Raw genomic sequence first — 18,157 nt, 5'->3', positions numbered from 1 at the left:
AATAACAATGAATAAGAAAATATTAGAAACATTAGAGTTCAATAAGGTCAAGGCCTTGTTTGAACCTCATTTGTTGACCGAGCAGGGCTTGGAACAATTGAGACAGCTGGCTCCGACTGCTAAAGCGGATAAAATCAAACAGGCTTTTGCTGAGATGAAGGAAATGCAGGCTCTCTTTGTTGAGCAACCGCATTTTACCATTCTCGCAACTAAGGAAATTGCAGGAGTCTGCAAGCGCTTGGAGATGGGAGCGGACCTCAATATCGAGGAGTTCCTACTCTTGAAGCGCGTGCTTCTTGCCAGCCGAGAACTGCAAAGTTTTTATGCCAATCTGGAAAATGTCAGCTTGGAAGAATTAGCCCTTTGGTTTGAAAAATTACATGATTTTCCGCAATTACAAGGAAATCTCCAAGCCTTTAATGATGCAGGTTTCATTGAAAATTTTGCCAGTGAAGAATTGGCACGAATCCGCAGAAAAATCCATGATAGCGAGAGTCAGGTACGCGATGTTTTACAAGACTTGCTCAAGCAGAAAGCACAGATGTTGACGGAAGGGATTGTTGCTAGCAGAAATGGCCGTCAAGTTTTACCAGTCAAAAACACCTACCGCAACAAGATTGCAGGTGTCGTTCATGATATTTCTGCTAGTGGAAATACCGTCTATATCGAACCCCGTGAGGTGGTCAAACTGAGCGAAGAAATTGCCAGTTTACGAGCAGATGAGCGCTATGAAATGCTTCGCATTCTCCAAGAAATTTCTGAACGTGTCCGCCCTCATGCTGCTGAGATTGCCAATGATGCTTGGATTATCGGTCATCTGGACTTGATTCGTGCCAAGGTACGCTTTATCCAAGAAAGGCAAGCAGTCGTTCCTCAGCTGTCAGAAAATCAGGAGATTCAACTGCTCCATGTTTGCCATCCTTTGGTCAAAAATGCGGTCGCAAATGATGTCCATTTTGGTCAAGATTTAACAGCCATTGTCATCACAGGTCCCAATACGGGCGGGAAGACCATCATGCTTAAAACTCTGGGATTGACGCAGGTTATGGCTCAGTCCGGTTTGCCGATTTTGGCAGACAAGGGAAGTCGTGTTGGTATTTTTGAAGAAATCTTTGCTGATATTGGCGATGAGCAGTCTATTGAGCAGAGCTTGTCTACCTTCTCTAGCCACATGACTAATATTGTGGATATTCTTAGCAAGGTCAACCAAGATTCACTCTTACTTTTGGATGAGTTGGGGGCTGGTACAGATCCCCAAGAGGGAGCCGCCCTTGCCATGGCTATTCTAGAGGACCTTCGCCTACGTCAAGTCAAGACTATGGCTACAACTCACTATCCGGAACTCAAGGCTTACGGTATTGAGACAGCCTTTGTGCAAAATGCCAGCATGGAGTTTGATACTGTGACGCTACGCCCGACCTATCGCTTTATGCAGGGTGTTCCTGGTCGAAGCAATGCTTTTGAAATTGCTAAACGTTTAGGTCTATCTGAAGTTATCGTAGGAGATGCCAGTCAGCAGGTCGATCAGGACAATGATGTCAACCGAATCATTGAACAACTGGAAGAGCAGACGCTAGAAAGTCGCAAACGCTTGGACAATATCCGTGAGGTGGAGCAAGAAAATCTCAAGATGAACCGTGCTCTCAAAAAGCTCTACAATGAGCTCAATCGTGAAAAGGAAACTGAGCTTAACAAAGCGCGTGAACAAGCTGCTGAGATTGTGGACATGGCTCTAAGTGAGAGTGACCAGATTCTCAAAAATCTCCACAGCAAATCTCAACTTAAACCCCACGAAATCATTGAAGCCAAGGCCAAATTGAAAAAATTGGCTCCTGAAAAAGTAGATTTGTCAAAAAATAAGGTTCTTCAAAAAGCCAAGAAAAAACGAGCTCCAAAGGTGGGAGATGATATCGTAGTTCTCAGTTATGGACAGCGTGGTACCTTGACCAGTCAACTCAAGGACGGCCGCTGGGAAGCCCAAGTCGGTTTAATCAAGATGACCTTGGAAGAGAAAGAATTTGACCTTGTTCAAGCCCAGCAAGAAAAGCAAGTTAAGAAGAAACAAGTCAATGTCGTGAAACGAACTTCTGGCCGAGGACCTCAAGCTAGACTGGATCTTCGAGGCAAACGTTATGAAGAAGCCATGAATGAGCTAGATGCCTTTATCGACCAAGCCCTGCTTAACAATATGGCTCAAGTTGATATCATCCATGGTATCGGAACAGGTGTCATCCGTGAAGGAGTCACCAAATACCTACAAAGAAACAAACATGTCAAGAGTTTCGGCTATGCCCCACAAAATGCTGGAGGCAGTGGTGCGACTATTGTGACTTTTAAAGGATAGAAGTATTCCGAGCTTTATACAGTAAAAACTGTTGAATTAAGTTTTACTAATAAACACATTGACAAAAGCCAACATTTTTTGTAAAATAAGAATCAATTAAATACCAACACCGAATGAAGTTTAATAGAAGTGGGGAATCGTTTGATTTTCCATGACTGTAAATGGACGGAACTCTGGAGAGACCGTAAAGGCACCGAAGGGGCAAGGCAGGCAACTGCTCAAACTCTCAGGTAAAAGGACAGAGCTAGGATAGACCGCTTTTTAGCATTTATCTAAGCATTCCAGAGTACATGTATCTTGCATGTGCTCTTTCTTTTGGGGTTGAAAAGATAGGAGAAGGAAATGTTAGAATTGCTTAAATCAATTGATGCTTTTGCTTGGGGCCCACCCCTCTTGATTCTCTTGGTCGGAACAGGGATTTATCTCACTGCTCGTCTAGGACTCTTGCAGGTTTTGCGTTTGCCTAAGGCCTTTCAACTTATTTTTACCAAGGATAAGGGACATGGCGATGTATCCAGTTTTGCGGCCTTGTGTACAGCCCTCGCAGCGACAGTTGGTACGGGAAATATTATCGGTGTAGCTACAGCTATCAAGGTCGGTGGCCCAGGAGCTCTCTTTTGGATGTGGATGGCTGCTTTCTTTGGAATGGCTACTAAGTATGCGGAGGGACTACTAGCTATCAAATACCGCACCAAGGACGATCATGGTGCAGTAGCGGGAGGTCCCATGCACTATATCCTTCTAGGGATGGGAGAAAAGTGGCGTCCCCTTGCCATCTTCTTTGCACTGGCAGGTGTTCTAGTAGCTTTGTTGGGAATCGGGACCTTCACTCAAGTCAACTCAATTACTGAATCTATCCAAAATACGACGACTATTTCGCCAGCCATCACTGCTCTCGTGTTGTCTGTCTTTGTAGAGATTGCAGTCTTTGGTGGGCTCAAGTCCATTTCAAAGGTTTCAACTACTGTTGTTCCTTTTATGGCTATTATTTATATTTTGGGAACTCTTACAGTTATTTTCTTTAATATCGAGAAACTCCCAGCTACAGTCGCTTTAATTTTGACATCAGCCTTTAGTCCTGTTGCTGCGATAGGTGGCTTTGCCGGTGCTAGCATTCGAATGGCTATTCAAAATGGTGTGGCGCGTGGTGTGTTCTCAAACGAATCTGGTCTGGGTTCTGCTCCCATTGCAGCTGCTGCGGCTAAGACAAATGAACCGGTAGAGCAAGGCTTGATTTCTATGACAGGAACCTTTATTGACACCCTCATTATCTGTACGTTGACTGGTTTGACCATCTTGGTAACTGGTGTTTGGAGTGGTGATTTGAATGGGGTTGCCTTGACTCAGTCAGCCTTCTCAACAGTCTTTTCACACTTTGGGCCTGCCCTCTTGACCATCTTCCTTGTGCTCTTTGCCTTTACGACGATTTTAGGTTGGAACTACTATGGAGAGCGCTGTTTCGAGTTCCTCTTTGGGGTTCGTTTTATCTGGCTTTACCGTGTGGTCTTTGTGCTCATGGTCTTGCTGGGAGGATTTATAGAGTTGGATATGGTCTGGATTATTGCAGATATCGTCAACGCCTTGATGGCTCTGCCAAACTTGATTGCCCTCTTGGTCTTGTCACCAGTCGTTATTGCCGAGACTAAAAAGTATTTTGATAAATAATGGAATCACACAGCTCGTGTGATTTTTTTGCTTTCATAAAAAATTTCTATCGGTGCAATTTAAAATATATATTATGCAAGGTATAGAATCTGTGATAGACTAGGTTTCAACAAAATGAAAAGAGGTTTTATAATGACAACATTTACAATCCATACAGTAGAATCAGCACCAGCAGAAGTGAAAGAAGTTCTTGAAACAGTAGAAAAAGATAACAATGGCTATATTCCTAACCTAATCGGTCTCTTGGCTAATGCACCGACTGCTTTAGAGGCTTACCGTACTGTTGGAGCTATCAACCGTCGCAACAGCCTGACACCTGTTGAGCGCGAAGTAGTGCAAATCACGGCAGCTGTGACAAATGGTTGTGCCTTCTGCGTCGCAGGTCACACAGCCTTTTCAATCAAACAAATCCAGATGAATGATGACCTTCTTCAAGCCCTTCGTAATCGCACTCCGATTGAAACAGATCCCAAATTGGACACCCTAGCTAAGTTTACCTTAGCGGTTATCAATACCAAGGGTCGTGTAGGAGATGAAGCCTTGGCTGAGTTTCTAGAAGCTGGCTACACGCAACAAAATGCCTTGGATGTGGTTCTTGGTGTCAGCCTAGCAAGTCTTTGTAACTATGCCAACAATCTAGCCAATACACCAATTAACCCAGAATTGCAACCTTATGCTTAATCCTTATCTGAGTAAAAAATGAAGTCTGAAATCAACGGACTTCGTTTTTTAAGTCCTCATTTAAGCGCTTTTATGCTATACTGAAACTAACATGATTATTGGAGGTTAGGATGAAAAAACTCCCCTTAGTATTTTCAGGTTGTTTGCTAGGTTTGGCAGGAGCTGGAAATCTCGTTTTAGATACGTTGCCAGTTCTGTCACATCTACTGAGTATGTCAGGTTTGATTTTGTGGATATTCTTTCTGACTCTTCATTTGCTCAATTGGAAAGAAACCAAGCAAGAATTGGCCAAGCCCCCTCTTTTGTCAGGAATGGCAACCTTTCCCATGGCTGGGATGATTTTATCGACCTATGTCTTTCGTGTGTTCCCTCATCTTCCTATAGTAGCGCAAGGGCTCTGGTGGTTTTCATTTCTCTTGGATTTGGCCCTGATTGCTGGATTCACCATCAAATTTGCCTGTCCTGGTCGGAGGGTTCATTCCACTCCTAGCTGGACGGTTCTCTATGTGGGAATAGCAGTGGCAGCCTTGACTTATCCTCTGGTAGGCATTATCGAAATTGCCTATGCGACCTTGAGTTTTGGGTTTCTCCTAACCTCCTATCTCTACCCGCTTATTTATAGCGATTTAAAGAAACATCCACTCCCACTAGCCTTGCTTGGACAAGAAGGGATCTATTGTGCTCCTTTCTCTCTACTCTTGGCTTCCCTGGTTCGAGTTGGAGAAGCCAGCCTACCGACTTGGCTCCTGATTGCCATGATTTTGGCTTCTCAATCCTTCTTTTTCTTTGTTTTAACTCGTCTGCCCAATATTTTAAAACAAGGCTTTCAACCAGCTTTTTCAGCCCTCACCTTCCCAACAATCATCACGGCTACCTCGCTCAAGATGGCTCAGGGAATCTTGAAACTTCCATTCCTGGATTATCTGGTATTGGCTGAAACTGTTATATGCCTCACTATTTTATTCTTTGTCTTGGGTGCTTATCTGATTTGGTTACGAAATAAGGTCTAGCTAGAAATAGCTAAACCTTTTTTTGTAAGTGTCCGTACACTTACTGTGCTTACTACAAAAGTCAAGTAAGCATTAAGCATTTTTCTAAAATTGCAAATATATTATACCATAAAATTCAAGAGAAATGAGAAAACGCGATTGACAAACTGTCAGTAAAGTAGTATAATTTATAATCAGGAGGAATAAAATGCGAGATGTAAAAGATCCGGAAATTCGACGTGCTGAGATTATGGATGCTGCTATGCTCCTCTTTATGGAGAAAGGATATGCGAACACAACAACTCAGGATATAGTCGATAAGGTAAATATATCACGAGGTTTGTTATACTATCACTTTAAGAACAAAGAAGATATTCTGTATTGTCTTGTGGAACGTTATTCAGAGAAATTATTGAGAGATATTCATGTGATTGTCAATGATGACGACAAAACTGCTATTGAAAAAATAAGAGCCTTTATTGATGTCACAATAATCTCTACAGATAACGTTTCAGCGGAAGGAACTGAGTTACAAAAGACGGTTGATCTTGAAGAAAATCGTTATATGTTAGATAAGTTATCTCATAAGCTCATTGAAAAACTGACTATATATTTTGAGAGGATAATAAAACAAGGCATCTCAGAAAAAGTATTTTCTGTAAAATATCCATCAGAAACAGCAGAATTTCTGATGACAGCCTATGTTTTTGTTTCAAATAACATAGGTATAATAACTTCAAAGAAAGAACCTGTTAAAGATTACTTGAATGCATTTAAAATAATGCTGGAACAAAATCTAAATACAAAAGAACTCTTTAGCAATTAAAAAAGATAGAATGTTTGTAAAGAGAACTATGTACCGATAGCTAAATCAAAACAAGTTATCGGTATTATTTCAAAATATAACTGACAAATTGTCAATGGAGGCGAAAATATGTTAGAGATAAAGAATTTTAGTAAAAGTTATGGGGATAAGAAGGTTGTGGACAACCTATCTATTTCAGTACAGCCTGGAGATATTTATGGTTTTATTGGAGCAAATGGTGCGGGAAAAACGTCAACGATAAAGGCAGTTGTCGGTATCCATGATTTTGAAGACGGAAGTATAATTATCAACGGTCATTCTATTAAAGAAGAACCTGTTATTTGTAAAAAAATGATGGCGTATATCCCAGATAATCCAGATTTGTATGAACATATGACAGGACTTCAATATATTAATTTTATTGCTGACTTGTTTGAAATTCCTACAAAAATACGCAGGGAGAGAATCCAAAAATACGGTGATTTATTTGATATGACTGAGCATCTTTCGGGGATTATTTCTTCATATTCACATGGTATGAAGCAACGAACAGCCATTATTTCTGCACTTGTACATTCTCCCAAACTGTTGATTTTAGATGAACCTTTTGTTGGGCTAGATCCCAAAGCAACTTTCCTACTAAAGAAAATTATGCATGAGTGTGTTTCAGATGGAGGTGCTATTTTCTTTTCAACCCATGTATTGGATGTTGCGGAAAAATTATGTAATAAGATTGCCATTATCAAAAATGGAAAGTTAATTGCAAGTGGCAATACAGGAGACGTCAAAGGTGATGAATCATTGGAGGCATTTTTCATGGAGGTGCAGGACAATGAGTAACATTTGGATACTGCTTAAGGCGCAATTGATTAATTTCTTTCCTATTAACGAGATTAGAGATTCAGGAAATAAAAAACAAAGTTCAATGGCTATTGCGAGTTTTGGCATAATAACTCTTTCCTTATTTTGCTTTGTTTATAATATACTAACAGCGAAAACATTGGTACACGTCGGACAGCAGGACTTGATACCGGCATATATGGTCTCTGTATCAAGTTTTTCAATATTATTTTTGACTGTCTTTTATTCGAATGGCATTTTATTTGGCAGTCGAGATATGGAAATTCTCCTATCCTTACCTGTTAAAAGTTCGTATATTATCACCAGCAAGTTCATGTTTATGTACTTATTGAATTTTTTAATAGGCTTGATGTTTATGCTTCCAGGTGGAATTGTATGGGGCTTAAACGGAAGTTTAAACCTCCTACAGATTATATTGTATTTTACTTCTATAATTTTTGCCCCTTTGATCCCCATGTGTATAGCGACATGCATGGGAATCGTTATTGTTGTCGCTTCATCTTTTTTTAAAAGGAAAAATGTTATCTCTCTTATTTTTTCATTTGCGATGTTAGGTATAATTGGATATTTTGCATTATCAGCTTTGCAATCAGGTAATGAAAGTAGTATTGGGGTTACTCTGGCTAAGCAAATTACTGGACTGTATCCAATTTCTAGACTATTTATGTCATACTACAATTTTCCAATGTACTATGGGATGGGATTTTATATAGTTCTTTCAATAGTCGTCTTTTATCTATTTGTCAAAATTGCTTCGTTGAAGTATGGACTACTTAATACACTTGCCAATACAAAATCAAGATATGCTAATGACAAAGTATCTTATGAAAGAAAATCGGTATTTTTTGCCTTGTATCAAAAAGAGCTTGGACGATTTTTAAGTTCTTATATGGCAGTCTTGAATGCTGGGCTTGGAGTGATTCTTTTATGTGTCTTTAGTATATCTTTCCTGTTTAATTCTGTAGAGCAAATAGGAAATTCTGCAGGAATTGAAAATATAAATGAGTATCTTTCAAACTTAGCTCCCGTCTTTATTTCATCTATGCTTTCACTCAGTTGTCCAGCAGCTTCATCTATGTCTTTAGAGGGTAAAAATATTTGGATTTTGAAAAGTTCTCCGGTTGAGGTAAGAATGATTTTAAATGCTAAGATAGCTGTTAATCTTACACTTCATTTGATTGGATATATGATTTCTGTATCTGTATTTATGCTGAAACTAGATATGAATCTCATTCAAGTCACGAACCTAATTATTGTTCCTATATGTTACTCCTTTTTTATAACTGTAATCGGAATTGCATTAAATAAAAAATATCCTAACTATGATTGGGACAGTGAGATGATAGTTGTCAAACAAAGTCTTCCTGTTATTGTAACTGGAATTATTGGTATGATTGCGCTTATTACGCCACTTTTGCTTAATTGGCTGTTTAATCTTCCGATTATATTTGTTTTACAGGTAGTATCAGTAGTTTTATTGATTATTACAATGGGTGTTTATTTAACAATAAGCAAGTCAAATTTTATCTAGTTAAAGGAGAAAAATAAGATGAAAAACAGACTGATAAAAGATATTTTGGTGTTATTAGTAATGCTAGCTATAATAGTTGTTATTTGTAGATTTCTCCCAGAAAAAGTTCCGATTCATTTCAATGCAAAAGGAGAAGCAGATATGTTTGCTAATAAATATTATCTTCTGTTTGCTACAGTTATTCCGTATTCTGCTTATTGGAAATTTATACGAGGAAGGAAAAATAAAAAGGTTAAGTGAATATGTATCCATATTTACAAATAGCATCTGTGATAAGAGCAACTATTTTAAGAGGTAAGTATGTACCGGGGCAACAGCTACCTCCCATAAGGACTTTAGCAGAGAGGGAAGAATGTAATCCTGCAACCGTCCAAAAAGCATTAAAAGTTCTTGAAAAACAGGGGTTGATTGTCAGTCGTGGAAGTAAAGGATATTTTGTTACTGAAAGTGAGAAGAAAATAATTGAGTTAAGAAATCAGCATTTGAACAGGCTTATAAAAATATTGTTTGAAAAACTATATGCCTTAGGATTTTCGAATTCTGAGATTATTAAACTATTTGATAGAATAGAAACTTAAATAGTGAATAAAAATCAGTTATGTGTGAAGAAAATAAAGATACTGACTATTTAGATTATTGATAAAATGGATGAAATGAATATGGAAGAATCGAAACATCTAATGTTAGAAATACCCAAGAAACATAATATTCCTCTTTTCAATAATCTATATAGTAGATTATTGTTTCATATGCAAGCTGAAACGCGCAAGTGTAGCTAAAGAAGTATTCTTATTCTTACGTTTTAGAGGACGCAGGTGGACAGAAAAAGGCTCCACAATATCCATAAGGGATTTACCCACTACAAATATTATAGTGCCTATAATCTCTATTAACTCTTGCTTTTTCCCTTTCAGAATAAGGAACTTGACAAATTCATCGGACTCATTGAGGACAATCTAAAGCAGGTTCATCCTCTTTTTCAGACTGTCTTTAAAACTTTCCTCAAGGACAAAGAGAAAATCGTCAACGCCCTTCAACTACCCTATTCCAACGCAAACTTGGAAGCAACGAATAATCTCATTAAACTTATCAAGCGCAATGCCTTTGGTTTTCGGAACTTTGAAAACTTCAAAAAACGGATTTTCATCGCTCTAAATATCAAAAAAGAAAGGACGAAATTTGTCCTTTCTAGATCTTAGCTGACTTCAACCCACTATAGTTGACAAAGAAGCATTTTTTATGGTTTGATAACCTCAGCTCCACCCATGTATGGACGAAGAACTTCTGGGATGGTCACAGAACCATCCTCATTTTGGTAGTTTTCAAGAATAGCAGCCACTGTACGTCCAACTGCAAGTCCAGAACCGTTCAAGGTATGAAGGAGTTTCACCTTGCCATCTGCTTCATCACGGTAACGGATTTGGGCACGACGGGCTTGGAAATCTTCTGTATTTGAACAACTTGAGATTTCACGATAAGTATTTTGCGCTGGAATCCAAACTTCCAAGTCGTAAGTCTTAGCAGCTGAGAAGCCCATATCCCCAGTAGAGAGAGCAACGACACGGTATGGAAGGTTAAGTTTTTGAAGGATATTTTCAGCGTTGGCTGTCATTTTTTCCAATTCTTCGTAAGATTCTTCTGGTTTGGCAAATTTAACCATTTCAACCTTGTGGAATTGGTGCAAACGAATCAAGCCACGAGTATCACGACCAGCTGAACCAGCCTCAGAACGGAATGAAGGACTCATAGCAGTGAAGTAGATTGGCAGGTCTTTACCGTCTAGGATTTCATCACGGTAGTAGTTTGTTAGAGGAACCTCAGCTGTAGGAATGAGGACGTAATTGCTGTCGCTCAATTCAAAAGTGTCTTCCTTGAATTTTGGATATTGACCAGTCCCAAACATAGAATCATGGTTAACCATGTAAGGCGTGATGACTTCTGTATAGCCTTCTTTTCCATGTTCATCCAACATAAAGTTGTAGATAGCACGTTCCAAACGAGCACCGAGACCTTTATAGAAGAGGAAACGAGCGCCTGTTACCTTACCACCGCGTTCCCAGTCAAGAATACCAAGGTCTTCACCAAGATCCCAGTGAGCTTTAGGTTCAAAATCGAACTCGCGTGGAGTACCCCAACGGCGAACTTCCACATTGTCTTCTTCGTCAGCCCCAACAGGAACGCTGTCAGCTGGGATATTTGGAAGAGTCGTTGTAAATTCTGTCAATTTAGCATCGATTTCTGCCAATTCAGCATCCAAGGCTTTGACTTCAGCAGATAGATTTTGCATGGCAGCAATCTTGTCATCTGCATTTTCCTTGTTGCGTTTGGCTTGGGCAATCTCAGCAGAAACTGTGTTACGTTCGGCTTTTAAAGTTTCAACCTTGACCAAGATGTCACGACGTTTAGCATCGATTTCTTTCATTTCATTCAAGACAGCAGCATCTACACCACGTGTAGCCAATTTTTCTGCGACAGAATCAAAGTCTGTACGAATACGTTTGATATCTAACATAAGAACTCCTTTATGAAAAAAGCACACCTGACAAAGCGTTGGAGTGGCAGGGCCACGGTTCCATCCAACTTCACAGGTGTGCACTTGATTGTGTATGTAATTGTTACTAACGGTAGAATTTCACCTATCCCTCCTATCTGCTCGCAGCACCCGCAGACTTTCTGAAAGAAGAAGATAACCTACTTATCCGTTGCTATGATTATACTAAAGTTTCTACTTTTTTGCAAATAGATTTTTAAATTTTTGGTTAATTGTCTGAATCAGGGTCGGAAGTTTTACGACCTTGTCATTGCCCAGTTTTTCGCGAGCAATTTTAAGAATGGCACCTGAGTCTTTTGAAGCAAAGAGGAATTTTCCTCTGTCTGTAAAGACTTCGAAGTGGCGACTGATTTTTCGCCCAGTGACATTGGCCCCAATCTGGTTGATATGGCTCCAAGGAATCTGGATAAATTGTTCGACATTGACATCTGGGTAAAATTCCAGAGCCTGATCTCCGACAAGAAATTTCCCAACTTTCCCAGCTATAGAGAGGTAGGAGGTACCTGTTGTATTGAGAAGCACTGTTTTGTTAAGAGATTGGGCCATGGTTAGTCTTCCTTACTTTCACCGAAAAAGGCATTGTAGAGGGCTTTAATAGCTGCTTTCTCTTGGTCTTTATTGACAACAAACATGATAGAAACTTCACTAGAACCTTGAGACATCATCTGGATATTAATCTTGTTTTCAGATAGAGCGCGTGTTGCAGTAGCAGTTACTCCGATATGACTCTTCATCTTTTCTCCAACAATCATAATGATTGAAAGGTCGTGTTCGATTTCTGCATGATCTACTTCAGCCTTTTGAACCAACTGACGAAGGATTTCTTCTTCCTTGATAGGAGTTAGTTCACGAGAACGAAGGATGATTGAAAGATCGTCGATGCCTGTTGGCATATGTTCCCAACCGATGTTAAGATCTTCAAGGATTTGCAGAACCTTGCGACCAAATCCAACCTCACGGTTCATGAGGTATTTCGACATATTAATGCTGACAAAGCCTGAGTCACCAGCAATTCCCACAACTGGGAATTCATCACTACTGTGTTTTAGAACGATACGAGTACCTGGATGGTCAGGATTGTTGGTATTCTTGATAACCAGAGGAATTTTTCCTCGGTAGGCAGGAAGAAGAGCTTCGTCATGAAGAACTGAGAATCCTGCATAAGCCAACTCACGCATTTCACGGTAGGTCAACTCAGGGATTGAGTGTGGTTGGTGGATAATACCAGGGTGGGCTGCAAAGATGCCATCAACATCCGTAAAGTTTTCATAGAGGTCGGCTTTGACACCAGCAGCAATGATAGAACCAGTGATATCTGAGCCTCCACGTGAGAAGGTACAGATTTGATTTTCCTTAGTAACACCAAAGAAACCAGGAATGACAAGGACTTCATTTGCATTTGTTAATTCTTCAATCTTGTCATAACTTGATGGAATGATGCGAGCGTGACCAGGCTCACTTGTGACCACAATACCAGCTTCTCTAGGGTGCACATAGCGTGCATCGATTCCATTTTGATTAAAGTAGGCTGCAATCAATTTAGCATTGTTGTTTTCACCGGCTGCTAGAAAAGTATCATAGAGAAATTCATTTTCTTCGATAGGAAGAGTGGCTAGGGCACGAATACTTTTTGAAATTTTTTCTAGAACAGCTGGTTTCAGTCCCAATTCACTAACCATAGCAGCATAGCGGTCGATAATCCAGTTTTGGCTCTTGCTAATATCGTTACCAGCAACATAATCGCGGTAGTATTTAATCAAGGCATCTGTAACCTTAGTATCTTCAGCATTGCGTTTACCAGGGGCAGAAACGACTACAAAACGACGCTCTGAATCGCTTTTGACGATGTTTAAAACTTTTTCTAATTGACTAGCAGAGGCAAGAGAGCTACCTCCAAATTTAACAACTTTCATAAGAACTCCTAAAGTAAGTATTTTATACGATTATAGCAGAAAGAAAGGCTTTTTTCAATGAAGAAAATAAGATGATTTCTAGGATAAAGCGAGCTTTTCTAATCGGCTGAGACACTTTCAGTCGATTTTTTCTTGCTTTCTACTCCTAAAAAAGATATACTTTGAAAATAAAATAATTTAAACTGCTTATAAAATAAAAAGGAGTCCCGATGGAACACATTATTTATCAGCTTGAAGAGGACTTGGCAATCCTTACCTTGAATCGTCCTGAGGTCGCGAATGGTTTTCATATTCCTATGTGTGAGGAGATTTTAGAAGCTCTGACTTTGGCAGAAGAGGATCCGGCTGTGCATTTTGTCTTAATCAACGCGAATGGCAAAGTCTTTTCAGTTGGGGGAGATTTGGTTGAGATGAAGCGAGCAGTCGATGAGGATGATATTCCATCATTGACGAAAATCGCAGAATTAGTCAATACTATTTCTTATAAAATCAAGCAAATTGCAAAACCTGTTTTGATGGAGGTTGATGGGGCTGTTGCAGGTGCTGCAGCGAATATGGCTGTTGCCGCAGATTTCTGTTTAGCGACCGATAAGGCTAAATTTATCCAAGCCTTTGTTGGAGTTGGTTTGGCTCCAGATGCAGGAGGGATTCATCTCTTGAGCCGAAGTATTGGTGTGACGCGTGCTACTCAACTAGCCATGACAGGAGAGGCTTTGACAGCAGAAAAAGCTCTAGAGTGGGGTGTGGTTTACCGTATTTCTGAAGCTGATAAGTTAGAAAAAACCAGAGAACAGCTTCTTAAAAAATTGAGACGAGGTTCAGCTAATTCCTATGCTGCCATCAAGAAGTTGGTTTGGGAGAGTCAATTTAAAGACTGGCAGAATTACGCTACTTTAGAACTGAACCTACAGGAATCACTAGCGAAAACAGAGGATTTCAAAGAAGGAGTGCGAGCTCATTCGGAAAGAAGAAGACCTAAATTTAAAGGAAAATAAAAAAATACTTGCACCATTCTTTGAACTTTGATATAATTCTTTTGTCAAATGTTTTGATTCTAAAAGTTTTTTTGAAAAGGAGGGAAGGAAAGATTGGACTACCAACGAATTAATGAATATTTAACGTCTATATTTAACAATGTCCTCGTTATTGAGGAAGTTAGCTTGAGGGGTAGTCGTTTCAAGGATATCTCCATCAAAGAAATGCATACGATTGATGTGATTGGAAAAGTTCCAGATGTGACACCAAGTCAAGTGTCAAAAGAGTTGATGGTGACTCTTGGGACAGTTACGACTAGTTTGAATAATCTCGAACGTAAGGGTTACATTGAACGCATTCGTTCAGAACATGATCGACGTGTAGTGCATCTGCATTTGACAAAGAAAGGTCGCTTGGTTCATAGGCTACATAAACGCTTCCACAAGGCCATGGTTGAAAAAATCATTGATGGTATGAGTAAGCAAGAAATTGAGGTTATGAGCAAAGGTTTGACCAATCTTTATCAATTTTTGGAGGATTTGAGATAATGGCTTTTGCAAAAATAAGCCAGGTTGCTCATTATGTGCCAGAGCAAGTGGTTACAAATCATGATTTGGCTCAGATTATGGATACCAATGATGAGTGGATTTCAAGTCGGACGGGAATACGACAAAGGCATATTTCAAGAACAGAATCTACTAGTGATTTGGCTACAGAAGTTGCCAAGAAACTGATGGCAAAAGCTGAAATCACAGGAGGGGAGTTAGATTTTATTATCCTAGCTACCATTACTCCAGATTCGATGATGCCCTCTACAGCTGCTCGTGTTCAAGCTAATATTGGTGCTAATAAGGCCTTTGCTTTTGACCTAACAGCAGCTTGCAGTGGATTTGTATTTGCTCTTTCAACTGCTGAAAAGTTTATCGCTTCTGGTCGCTTTCAAAAAGGTTTGGTGATTGGTAGTGAAACCCTCTCTAAAGCAGTCGATTGGTCAGACCGATCAACAGCTGTTTTGTTTGGAGATGGTGCTGGTGGAGTCTTGCTAGAAGCTAGCGAGCAAGAGCATTTTTTGGCTGAGAGTCTCAATAGTGATGGGAGTCGTAGCGAGTGTCTAACTTATGGACATTCAGGCTTGCATTCTCCGTTTTCAGATCAAGAAAGTGCAGATTCATTTTTGAAGATGGATGGGCGTGCAGTCTTTGATTTTGCTATTCGGGACGTAGCCAAGTCTATCAAGCAGACTATTGATGAATCTCCTATAGAGGCGACAAACTTGGATTATCTGCTACTTCATCAGGCTAATGACCGTATTTTGGATAAAATGGCTAGAAAAATTGGTGTCGATCGAGATAAACTTCCAGCCAATATGATGGAATATGGCAATACCAGTGCAGCCAGTATCCCGATTTTACTTTCAGAGTGTGTAGAACAAGGTCTCATCCGTTTAGATGGTAGCCAGACTGTTCTTCTATCAGGCTTCGGTGGAGGTTTGACATGGGGCACGCTCATTCTTACAATTTAGGTAATCATGTGGTGAACACATTGTTATAAAAAACTATTTATTTTAAAGGAGTCCTATCATGGCAGTATTTGAAAAAGTACAAGAAATTATCGTTGAAGAACTTGGAAAAGATGCATCAGAAGTAACACTTGAATCAACTTTTGATGATTTGGACGCAGATTCATTGGACTTGTTCCAAGTAATCTCAGAAATTGAAGATGCTTTTGATATCCAAATCGAAGCAGAAGATGACTTGAAAACAGTTGGTGACTTGGTTGCCTACGTTGAAGAGCAAACAAAATAAGCAGAATATAAATAGAAGGAGTAGGGAAACCCGCTCCCTCTTGTTTAGGCAATAGTTTGATTTTCAAATTATGACGATATCGAACTATTACGTAAGCAAGAAACGATGGAGGCACTATGAAAACGCGTATTACAGAATTATTGAACATTGATTATCCTATCTTTCAAGGAGGAATGGCTTGGGTTGCTGATGGTGATTTGGCAGGAGCTGTTTCTAAGGCTGGAGGGCTAGGGATTATCGGTGGGGGAAATGCCCCTAAAGAAGTTGTCAAGGCAAATATTGATAAAATCAAATCATTGACTGATAAACCCTTTGGTGTCAACATCATGCTCTTGTCTCCATTTGTGGAAGATATTGTAGACCTCGTTATCGAGGAAGGGGTTAAGGTAGTTACAACAGGCGCAGGAAATCCAAGCAAATACATGGAACGTTTCCATGAAGCTGGTATTACGGTTATTCCTGTTGTACCAAGTGTTGCCCTAGCTAAACGCATGGAAAAAATCGGTGCGGATGCCGTTATTGCAGAAGGAATGGAAGCTGGGGGACACATTGGGAAATTAACAACCATGACCTTGGTGCGTCAGGTAGCTGCTGCTGTATCTATTCCTGTTATTGCTGCAGGAGGGATTGCGGATGGTGAAGGTGCTGCGGCTGGCTTTATGCTAGGTGCAGAGGCTGTTCAGGTTGGAACTCGCTTTGTCGTTGCAAAAGAGTCTAATGCCCATCCAAATTATAAGGCGAAAATTTTAAAAGCTCGAGATATTGATACTACGATTTCAGCTCAACACTTTGGACATGCTGTTCGTGCGATTAAAAATCAGTTGACTCGTGATTTTGAACAAGCTGAAAAAGATGCCTTTAAACAAGAAAATCCAGATTTGGAAATTTTTGAACAAATGGGAGCAGGTGCTCTAGCCAAAGCGGTTGTCCACGGAGATGTGGATGGAGGCTCTGTCATGGCAGGTCAAATTGCAGGCCTTGTTTCCAAAGAAGAAACCGTTGAAGAAATCCTAAAAGATTTGTATTACGGAGCAGCTAAGAAAATTCAAGAAGAAGCCTCTCGTTGGGCAGGAGTTGTAAGAAATGACTAAAACAGCCTTTTTATTTGCTGGCCAAGGTGCCCAGTATCTAGGTATGGGCCGGGATCTCTATAATCAGTATCCTATTGTCAAAGAAACGATTGATCAAGCGAGTCAGGTACTCGGTTATGATTTGCGTCATCTCATTGATACGGAAGAAGAAAAACTCAATCAGACCCGCTATACGCAACCAGCTATTTTAGCAACTTCAGTTGCTATCTATCGTTTATTGCAAGAAAAGGGCTATCAGCCTGATATGGTTGCTGGTTTGTCCCTTGGAGAATACTCTGCCTTGGTGGCTAGCGGTGCCTTGGATTTTGAAGATGCGGTTGCCTTGGTTGCTAAGCGTGGCGCCTATATGGAAGAAGCGGCTCCTGCTGGCTCTGGTAAGATGGTGGCAGTTCTCAATACGCCAGTAGAGGTCATTGAGGAAGCTTGTAAGCAAGCCTCTGAACTTGGAGTGGTTACTCCAGCCAACTATAACACGCCTGCACAAATCGTTATTGGTGGAGAAGTGGCTGCAGTTGACCGAGCTGTCGAACTCTTGCAGGAAGCAGGTGCCAAACGCTTGATTCCTCTCAAGGTTTCAGGACCTTTTCATACCGCTCTTCTTGAACCTGCTAGCCAAAAACTAGCTGAAACTCTTGCTCAAGTAAGTTTTTCAGATTTTACTTGTCCCCTAGTTGGTAATACAGAAGCTGCAGTTATGCAAAAAGAAGACATTGCTCAACTCTTGACGCGTCAGGTTAAGGAACCAGTTCGTTTCTATGAAAGTATTGCAGTTATGCAAGAAGCAGGAGTAACCAACTTTATCGAGATTGGCCCAGGGAAAGTCTTGTCAGGCTTTGTCAAAAAAATTGATAAAACGGCTAAACTAGCCAATGTTGAAGATCAGGCGAGTTTGGAAGCCTTGCTAGAAAACGAGTAATCCCTTCTCCCACAAATACAAGAGGAAACA

18 protein-coding genes, 1 pseudogene and 1 riboswitch are annotated in these 18,157 nt (G+C 40.1%); of the genes and pseudogenes, 16 read left to right on the top strand and 3 right to left on the bottom strand.

Features of this window, described 5'->3' with window-relative positions:
- Positions 1-7 precede the first annotated feature (7 nt).
- The 10 genes and pseudogenes from D8845_RS08205 to D8845_RS08160 form a co-directional block, all read left to right on the top strand.
- Positions 8-2,344 (top strand): endonuclease MutS2, encoded by a 2,337-nt coding sequence (locus tag D8845_RS08205; protein WP_125453115.1) that lies wholly within the window; start codon positions 8-10, stop codon positions 2,342-2,344.
- Positions 2,345-2,507: 163 nt separating this feature from the next.
- Positions 2,508-2,596, top strand: a riboswitch (glycine riboswitch).
- Positions 2,597-2,686: 90 nt separating this feature from the next.
- On the top strand, positions 2,687-4,009 hold the full coding sequence (locus tag D8845_RS08200) for an alanine/glycine:cation symporter family protein (protein WP_125453114.1): 1,323 nt from the start codon (positions 2,687-2,689) through the stop codon (positions 4,007-4,009).
- A gap of 132 nt (positions 4,010-4,141) precedes the next feature.
- A complete protein-coding gene (locus tag D8845_RS08195; RefSeq protein ID WP_000206768.1) occupies positions 4,142-4,690 on the top strand; it encodes a carboxymuconolactone decarboxylase family protein in 549 nt (182 codons plus the stop codon).
- Between the two features lie 110 nt (positions 4,691-4,800).
- Entirely contained in the window at positions 4,801-5,700 is a 900-nt protein-coding gene (locus D8845_RS08190) for a TDT family transporter (protein ID WP_125453113.1), read from the top strand.
- 187 nt (positions 5,701-5,887) lie between these two features.
- Entirely contained in the window at positions 5,888-6,505 is a 618-nt protein-coding gene (locus D8845_RS08185; protein ID WP_125453112.1) for a TetR/AcrR family transcriptional regulator, read from the top strand.
- 108 nt (positions 6,506-6,613) lie between these two features.
- Entirely contained in the window at positions 6,614-7,324 is a 711-nt protein-coding gene (locus D8845_RS08180) for an ABC transporter ATP-binding protein (protein WP_045611708.1), read from the top strand.
- Complete coding sequence (locus tag D8845_RS08175; RefSeq protein WP_125453111.1) at positions 7,317-8,876, top strand: putative ABC transporter permease subunit; 1,560 nt, start codon at positions 7,317-7,319, stop codon at positions 8,874-8,876. Before D8845_RS08180 ends, D8845_RS08175 begins: the two co-directional genes overlap by 8 nt.
- An 18-nt stretch (positions 8,877-8,894) precedes the next feature.
- Positions 8,895-9,116, top strand: coding sequence for a DUF1648 domain-containing protein (locus D8845_RS08170; protein ID WP_125453110.1), 222 nt, complete (start codon positions 8,895-8,897; stop codon positions 9,114-9,116).
- 2 nt (positions 9,117-9,118) lie between these two features.
- Complete coding sequence (locus tag D8845_RS08165) at positions 9,119-9,454, top strand: GntR family transcriptional regulator (protein ID WP_260467952.1); 336 nt, start codon at positions 9,119-9,121, stop codon at positions 9,452-9,454.
- Positions 9,455-9,769: 315 nt separating this feature from the next.
- Positions 9,770-10,075 (top strand): annotated as a pseudogene (locus tag D8845_RS08160) (transposase); the annotation flags it as partial.
- A 38-nt stretch (positions 10,076-10,113) separates the two neighbouring features.
- Here D8845_RS08160 and serS read toward each other — a convergent pair.
- From serS to D8845_RS08145, 3 genes are all read right to left on the bottom strand, one after another.
- Positions 10,114-11,388 (bottom strand): serine--tRNA ligase, encoded by a 1,275-nt coding sequence (serS, locus tag D8845_RS08155; protein ID WP_125453107.1) that lies wholly within the window; start codon positions 11,386-11,388, stop codon positions 10,114-10,116.
- 213 nt (positions 11,389-11,601) lie between these two features.
- A complete protein-coding gene (locus tag D8845_RS08150; protein WP_125453106.1) occupies positions 11,602-11,973 on the bottom strand; it encodes a DUF956 family protein in 372 nt (123 codons plus the stop codon).
- Between the two features lie 2 nt (positions 11,974-11,975).
- Entirely contained in the window at positions 11,976-13,340 is a 1,365-nt protein-coding gene (locus tag D8845_RS08145; protein WP_050242190.1) for an aspartate kinase, read from the bottom strand.
- A gap of 209 nt (positions 13,341-13,549) precedes the next feature.
- Here D8845_RS08145 and D8845_RS08140 point away from each other — a divergent pair, with 209 nt between their 5' ends.
- From D8845_RS08140 to fabD, 6 genes are all read left to right on the top strand, one after another.
- Entirely contained in the window at positions 13,550-14,335 is a 786-nt protein-coding gene (locus D8845_RS08140) for an enoyl-CoA hydratase (RefSeq protein WP_125453105.1), read from the top strand.
- A 93-nt stretch (positions 14,336-14,428) separates the two neighbouring features.
- Positions 14,429-14,863, top strand: coding sequence for a MarR family winged helix-turn-helix transcriptional regulator (locus D8845_RS08135; protein WP_000386355.1), 435 nt, complete (start codon positions 14,429-14,431; stop codon positions 14,861-14,863).
- Complete coding sequence (locus D8845_RS08130) at positions 14,863-15,837, top strand: beta-ketoacyl-ACP synthase III (RefSeq protein ID WP_125453104.1); 975 nt, start codon at positions 14,863-14,865, stop codon at positions 15,835-15,837. The genes D8845_RS08135 and D8845_RS08130 overlap by 1 nt, the downstream gene beginning before the upstream one ends.
- Before the next feature lie 58 nt (positions 15,838-15,895).
- Positions 15,896-16,120, top strand: coding sequence for an acyl carrier protein (locus D8845_RS08125; protein WP_000257838.1), 225 nt, complete (start codon positions 15,896-15,898; stop codon positions 16,118-16,120).
- A gap of 116 nt (positions 16,121-16,236) precedes the next feature.
- On the top strand, positions 16,237-17,211 hold the full coding sequence (gene fabK, locus D8845_RS08120) for an enoyl-[acyl-carrier-protein] reductase FabK (protein WP_000857446.1): 975 nt from the start codon (positions 16,237-16,239) through the stop codon (positions 17,209-17,211).
- Positions 17,204-18,127, top strand: a complete 924-nt coding sequence (fabD, locus tag D8845_RS08115) for an ACP S-malonyltransferase (protein WP_125453103.1) — start codon at positions 17,204-17,206, stop codon at positions 18,125-18,127. Before fabK ends, fabD begins: the two co-directional genes overlap by 8 nt.
- Positions 18,128-18,157: the final 30 nt, after the last annotated feature.

This window comes from Streptococcus mitis, assembly GCF_003942865.1.
GTDB lineage: Bacteria > Bacillota > Bacilli > Lactobacillales > Streptococcaceae > Streptococcus > Streptococcus mitis_BI.
The sequence above is the reverse complement of the archived record's forward strand: the minus strand, read 5'-3'. Positions and strand labels throughout refer to the sequence as shown.

What these genes read in the sequence shown, in the direction of transcription:
- fabK (WP_000857446.1), top strand. Translation starts at nt 16,237, where the DNA reads ATGAAAACGCGTATTACAGAATTATTGAACATTGATTATCCTATCTTT.
- D8845_RS08195 (WP_000206768.1), top strand. Translation starts at nt 4,142, where the DNA reads ATGACAACATTTACAATCCATACAGTAGAATCAGCACCAGCAGAAGTG.
- D8845_RS08145 (WP_050242190.1), bottom strand. Translation starts at nt 13,340, where the DNA reads ATGAAAGTTGTTAAATTTGGAGGTAGCTCTCTTGCCTCTGCTAGTCAA.
- D8845_RS08140 (WP_125453105.1), top strand. Translation starts at nt 13,550, where the DNA reads ATGGAACACATTATTTATCAGCTTGAAGAGGACTTGGCAATCCTTACC.
- fabD (WP_125453103.1), top strand. Translation starts at nt 17,204, where the DNA reads ATGACTAAAACAGCCTTTTTATTTGCTGGCCAAGGTGCCCAGTATCTA.
- D8845_RS08165 (WP_260467952.1), top strand. Translation starts at nt 9,119, where the DNA reads ATGTATCCATATTTACAAATAGCATCTGTGATAAGAGCAACTATTTTA.
- D8845_RS08130 (WP_125453104.1), top strand. Translation starts at nt 14,863, where the DNA reads ATGGCTTTTGCAAAAATAAGCCAGGTTGCTCATTATGTGCCAGAGCAA.
- serS (WP_125453107.1), bottom strand. Translation starts at nt 11,388, where the DNA reads ATGTTAGATATCAAACGTATTCGTACAGACTTTGATTCTGTCGCAGAA.
- D8845_RS08180 (WP_045611708.1), top strand. Translation starts at nt 6,614, where the DNA reads ATGTTAGAGATAAAGAATTTTAGTAAAAGTTATGGGGATAAGAAGGTT.
- D8845_RS08185 (WP_125453112.1), top strand. Translation starts at nt 5,888, where the DNA reads ATGCGAGATGTAAAAGATCCGGAAATTCGACGTGCTGAGATTATGGAT.
- D8845_RS08125 (WP_000257838.1), top strand. Translation starts at nt 15,896, where the DNA reads ATGGCAGTATTTGAAAAAGTACAAGAAATTATCGTTGAAGAACTTGGA.
- D8845_RS08175 (WP_125453111.1), top strand. Translation starts at nt 7,317, where the DNA reads ATGAGTAACATTTGGATACTGCTTAAGGCGCAATTGATTAATTTCTTT.
- D8845_RS08205 (WP_125453115.1), top strand. Translation starts at nt 8, where the DNA reads ATGAATAAGAAAATATTAGAAACATTAGAGTTCAATAAGGTCAAGGCC.
- D8845_RS08150 (WP_125453106.1), bottom strand. Translation starts at nt 11,973, where the DNA reads ATGGCCCAATCTCTTAACAAAACAGTGCTTCTCAATACAACAGGTACC.
- D8845_RS08170 (WP_125453110.1), top strand. Translation starts at nt 8,895, where the DNA reads ATGAAAAACAGACTGATAAAAGATATTTTGGTGTTATTAGTAATGCTA.
- D8845_RS08200 (WP_125453114.1), top strand. Translation starts at nt 2,687, where the DNA reads ATGTTAGAATTGCTTAAATCAATTGATGCTTTTGCTTGGGGCCCACCC.
- D8845_RS08190 (WP_125453113.1), top strand. Translation starts at nt 4,801, where the DNA reads ATGAAAAAACTCCCCTTAGTATTTTCAGGTTGTTTGCTAGGTTTGGCA.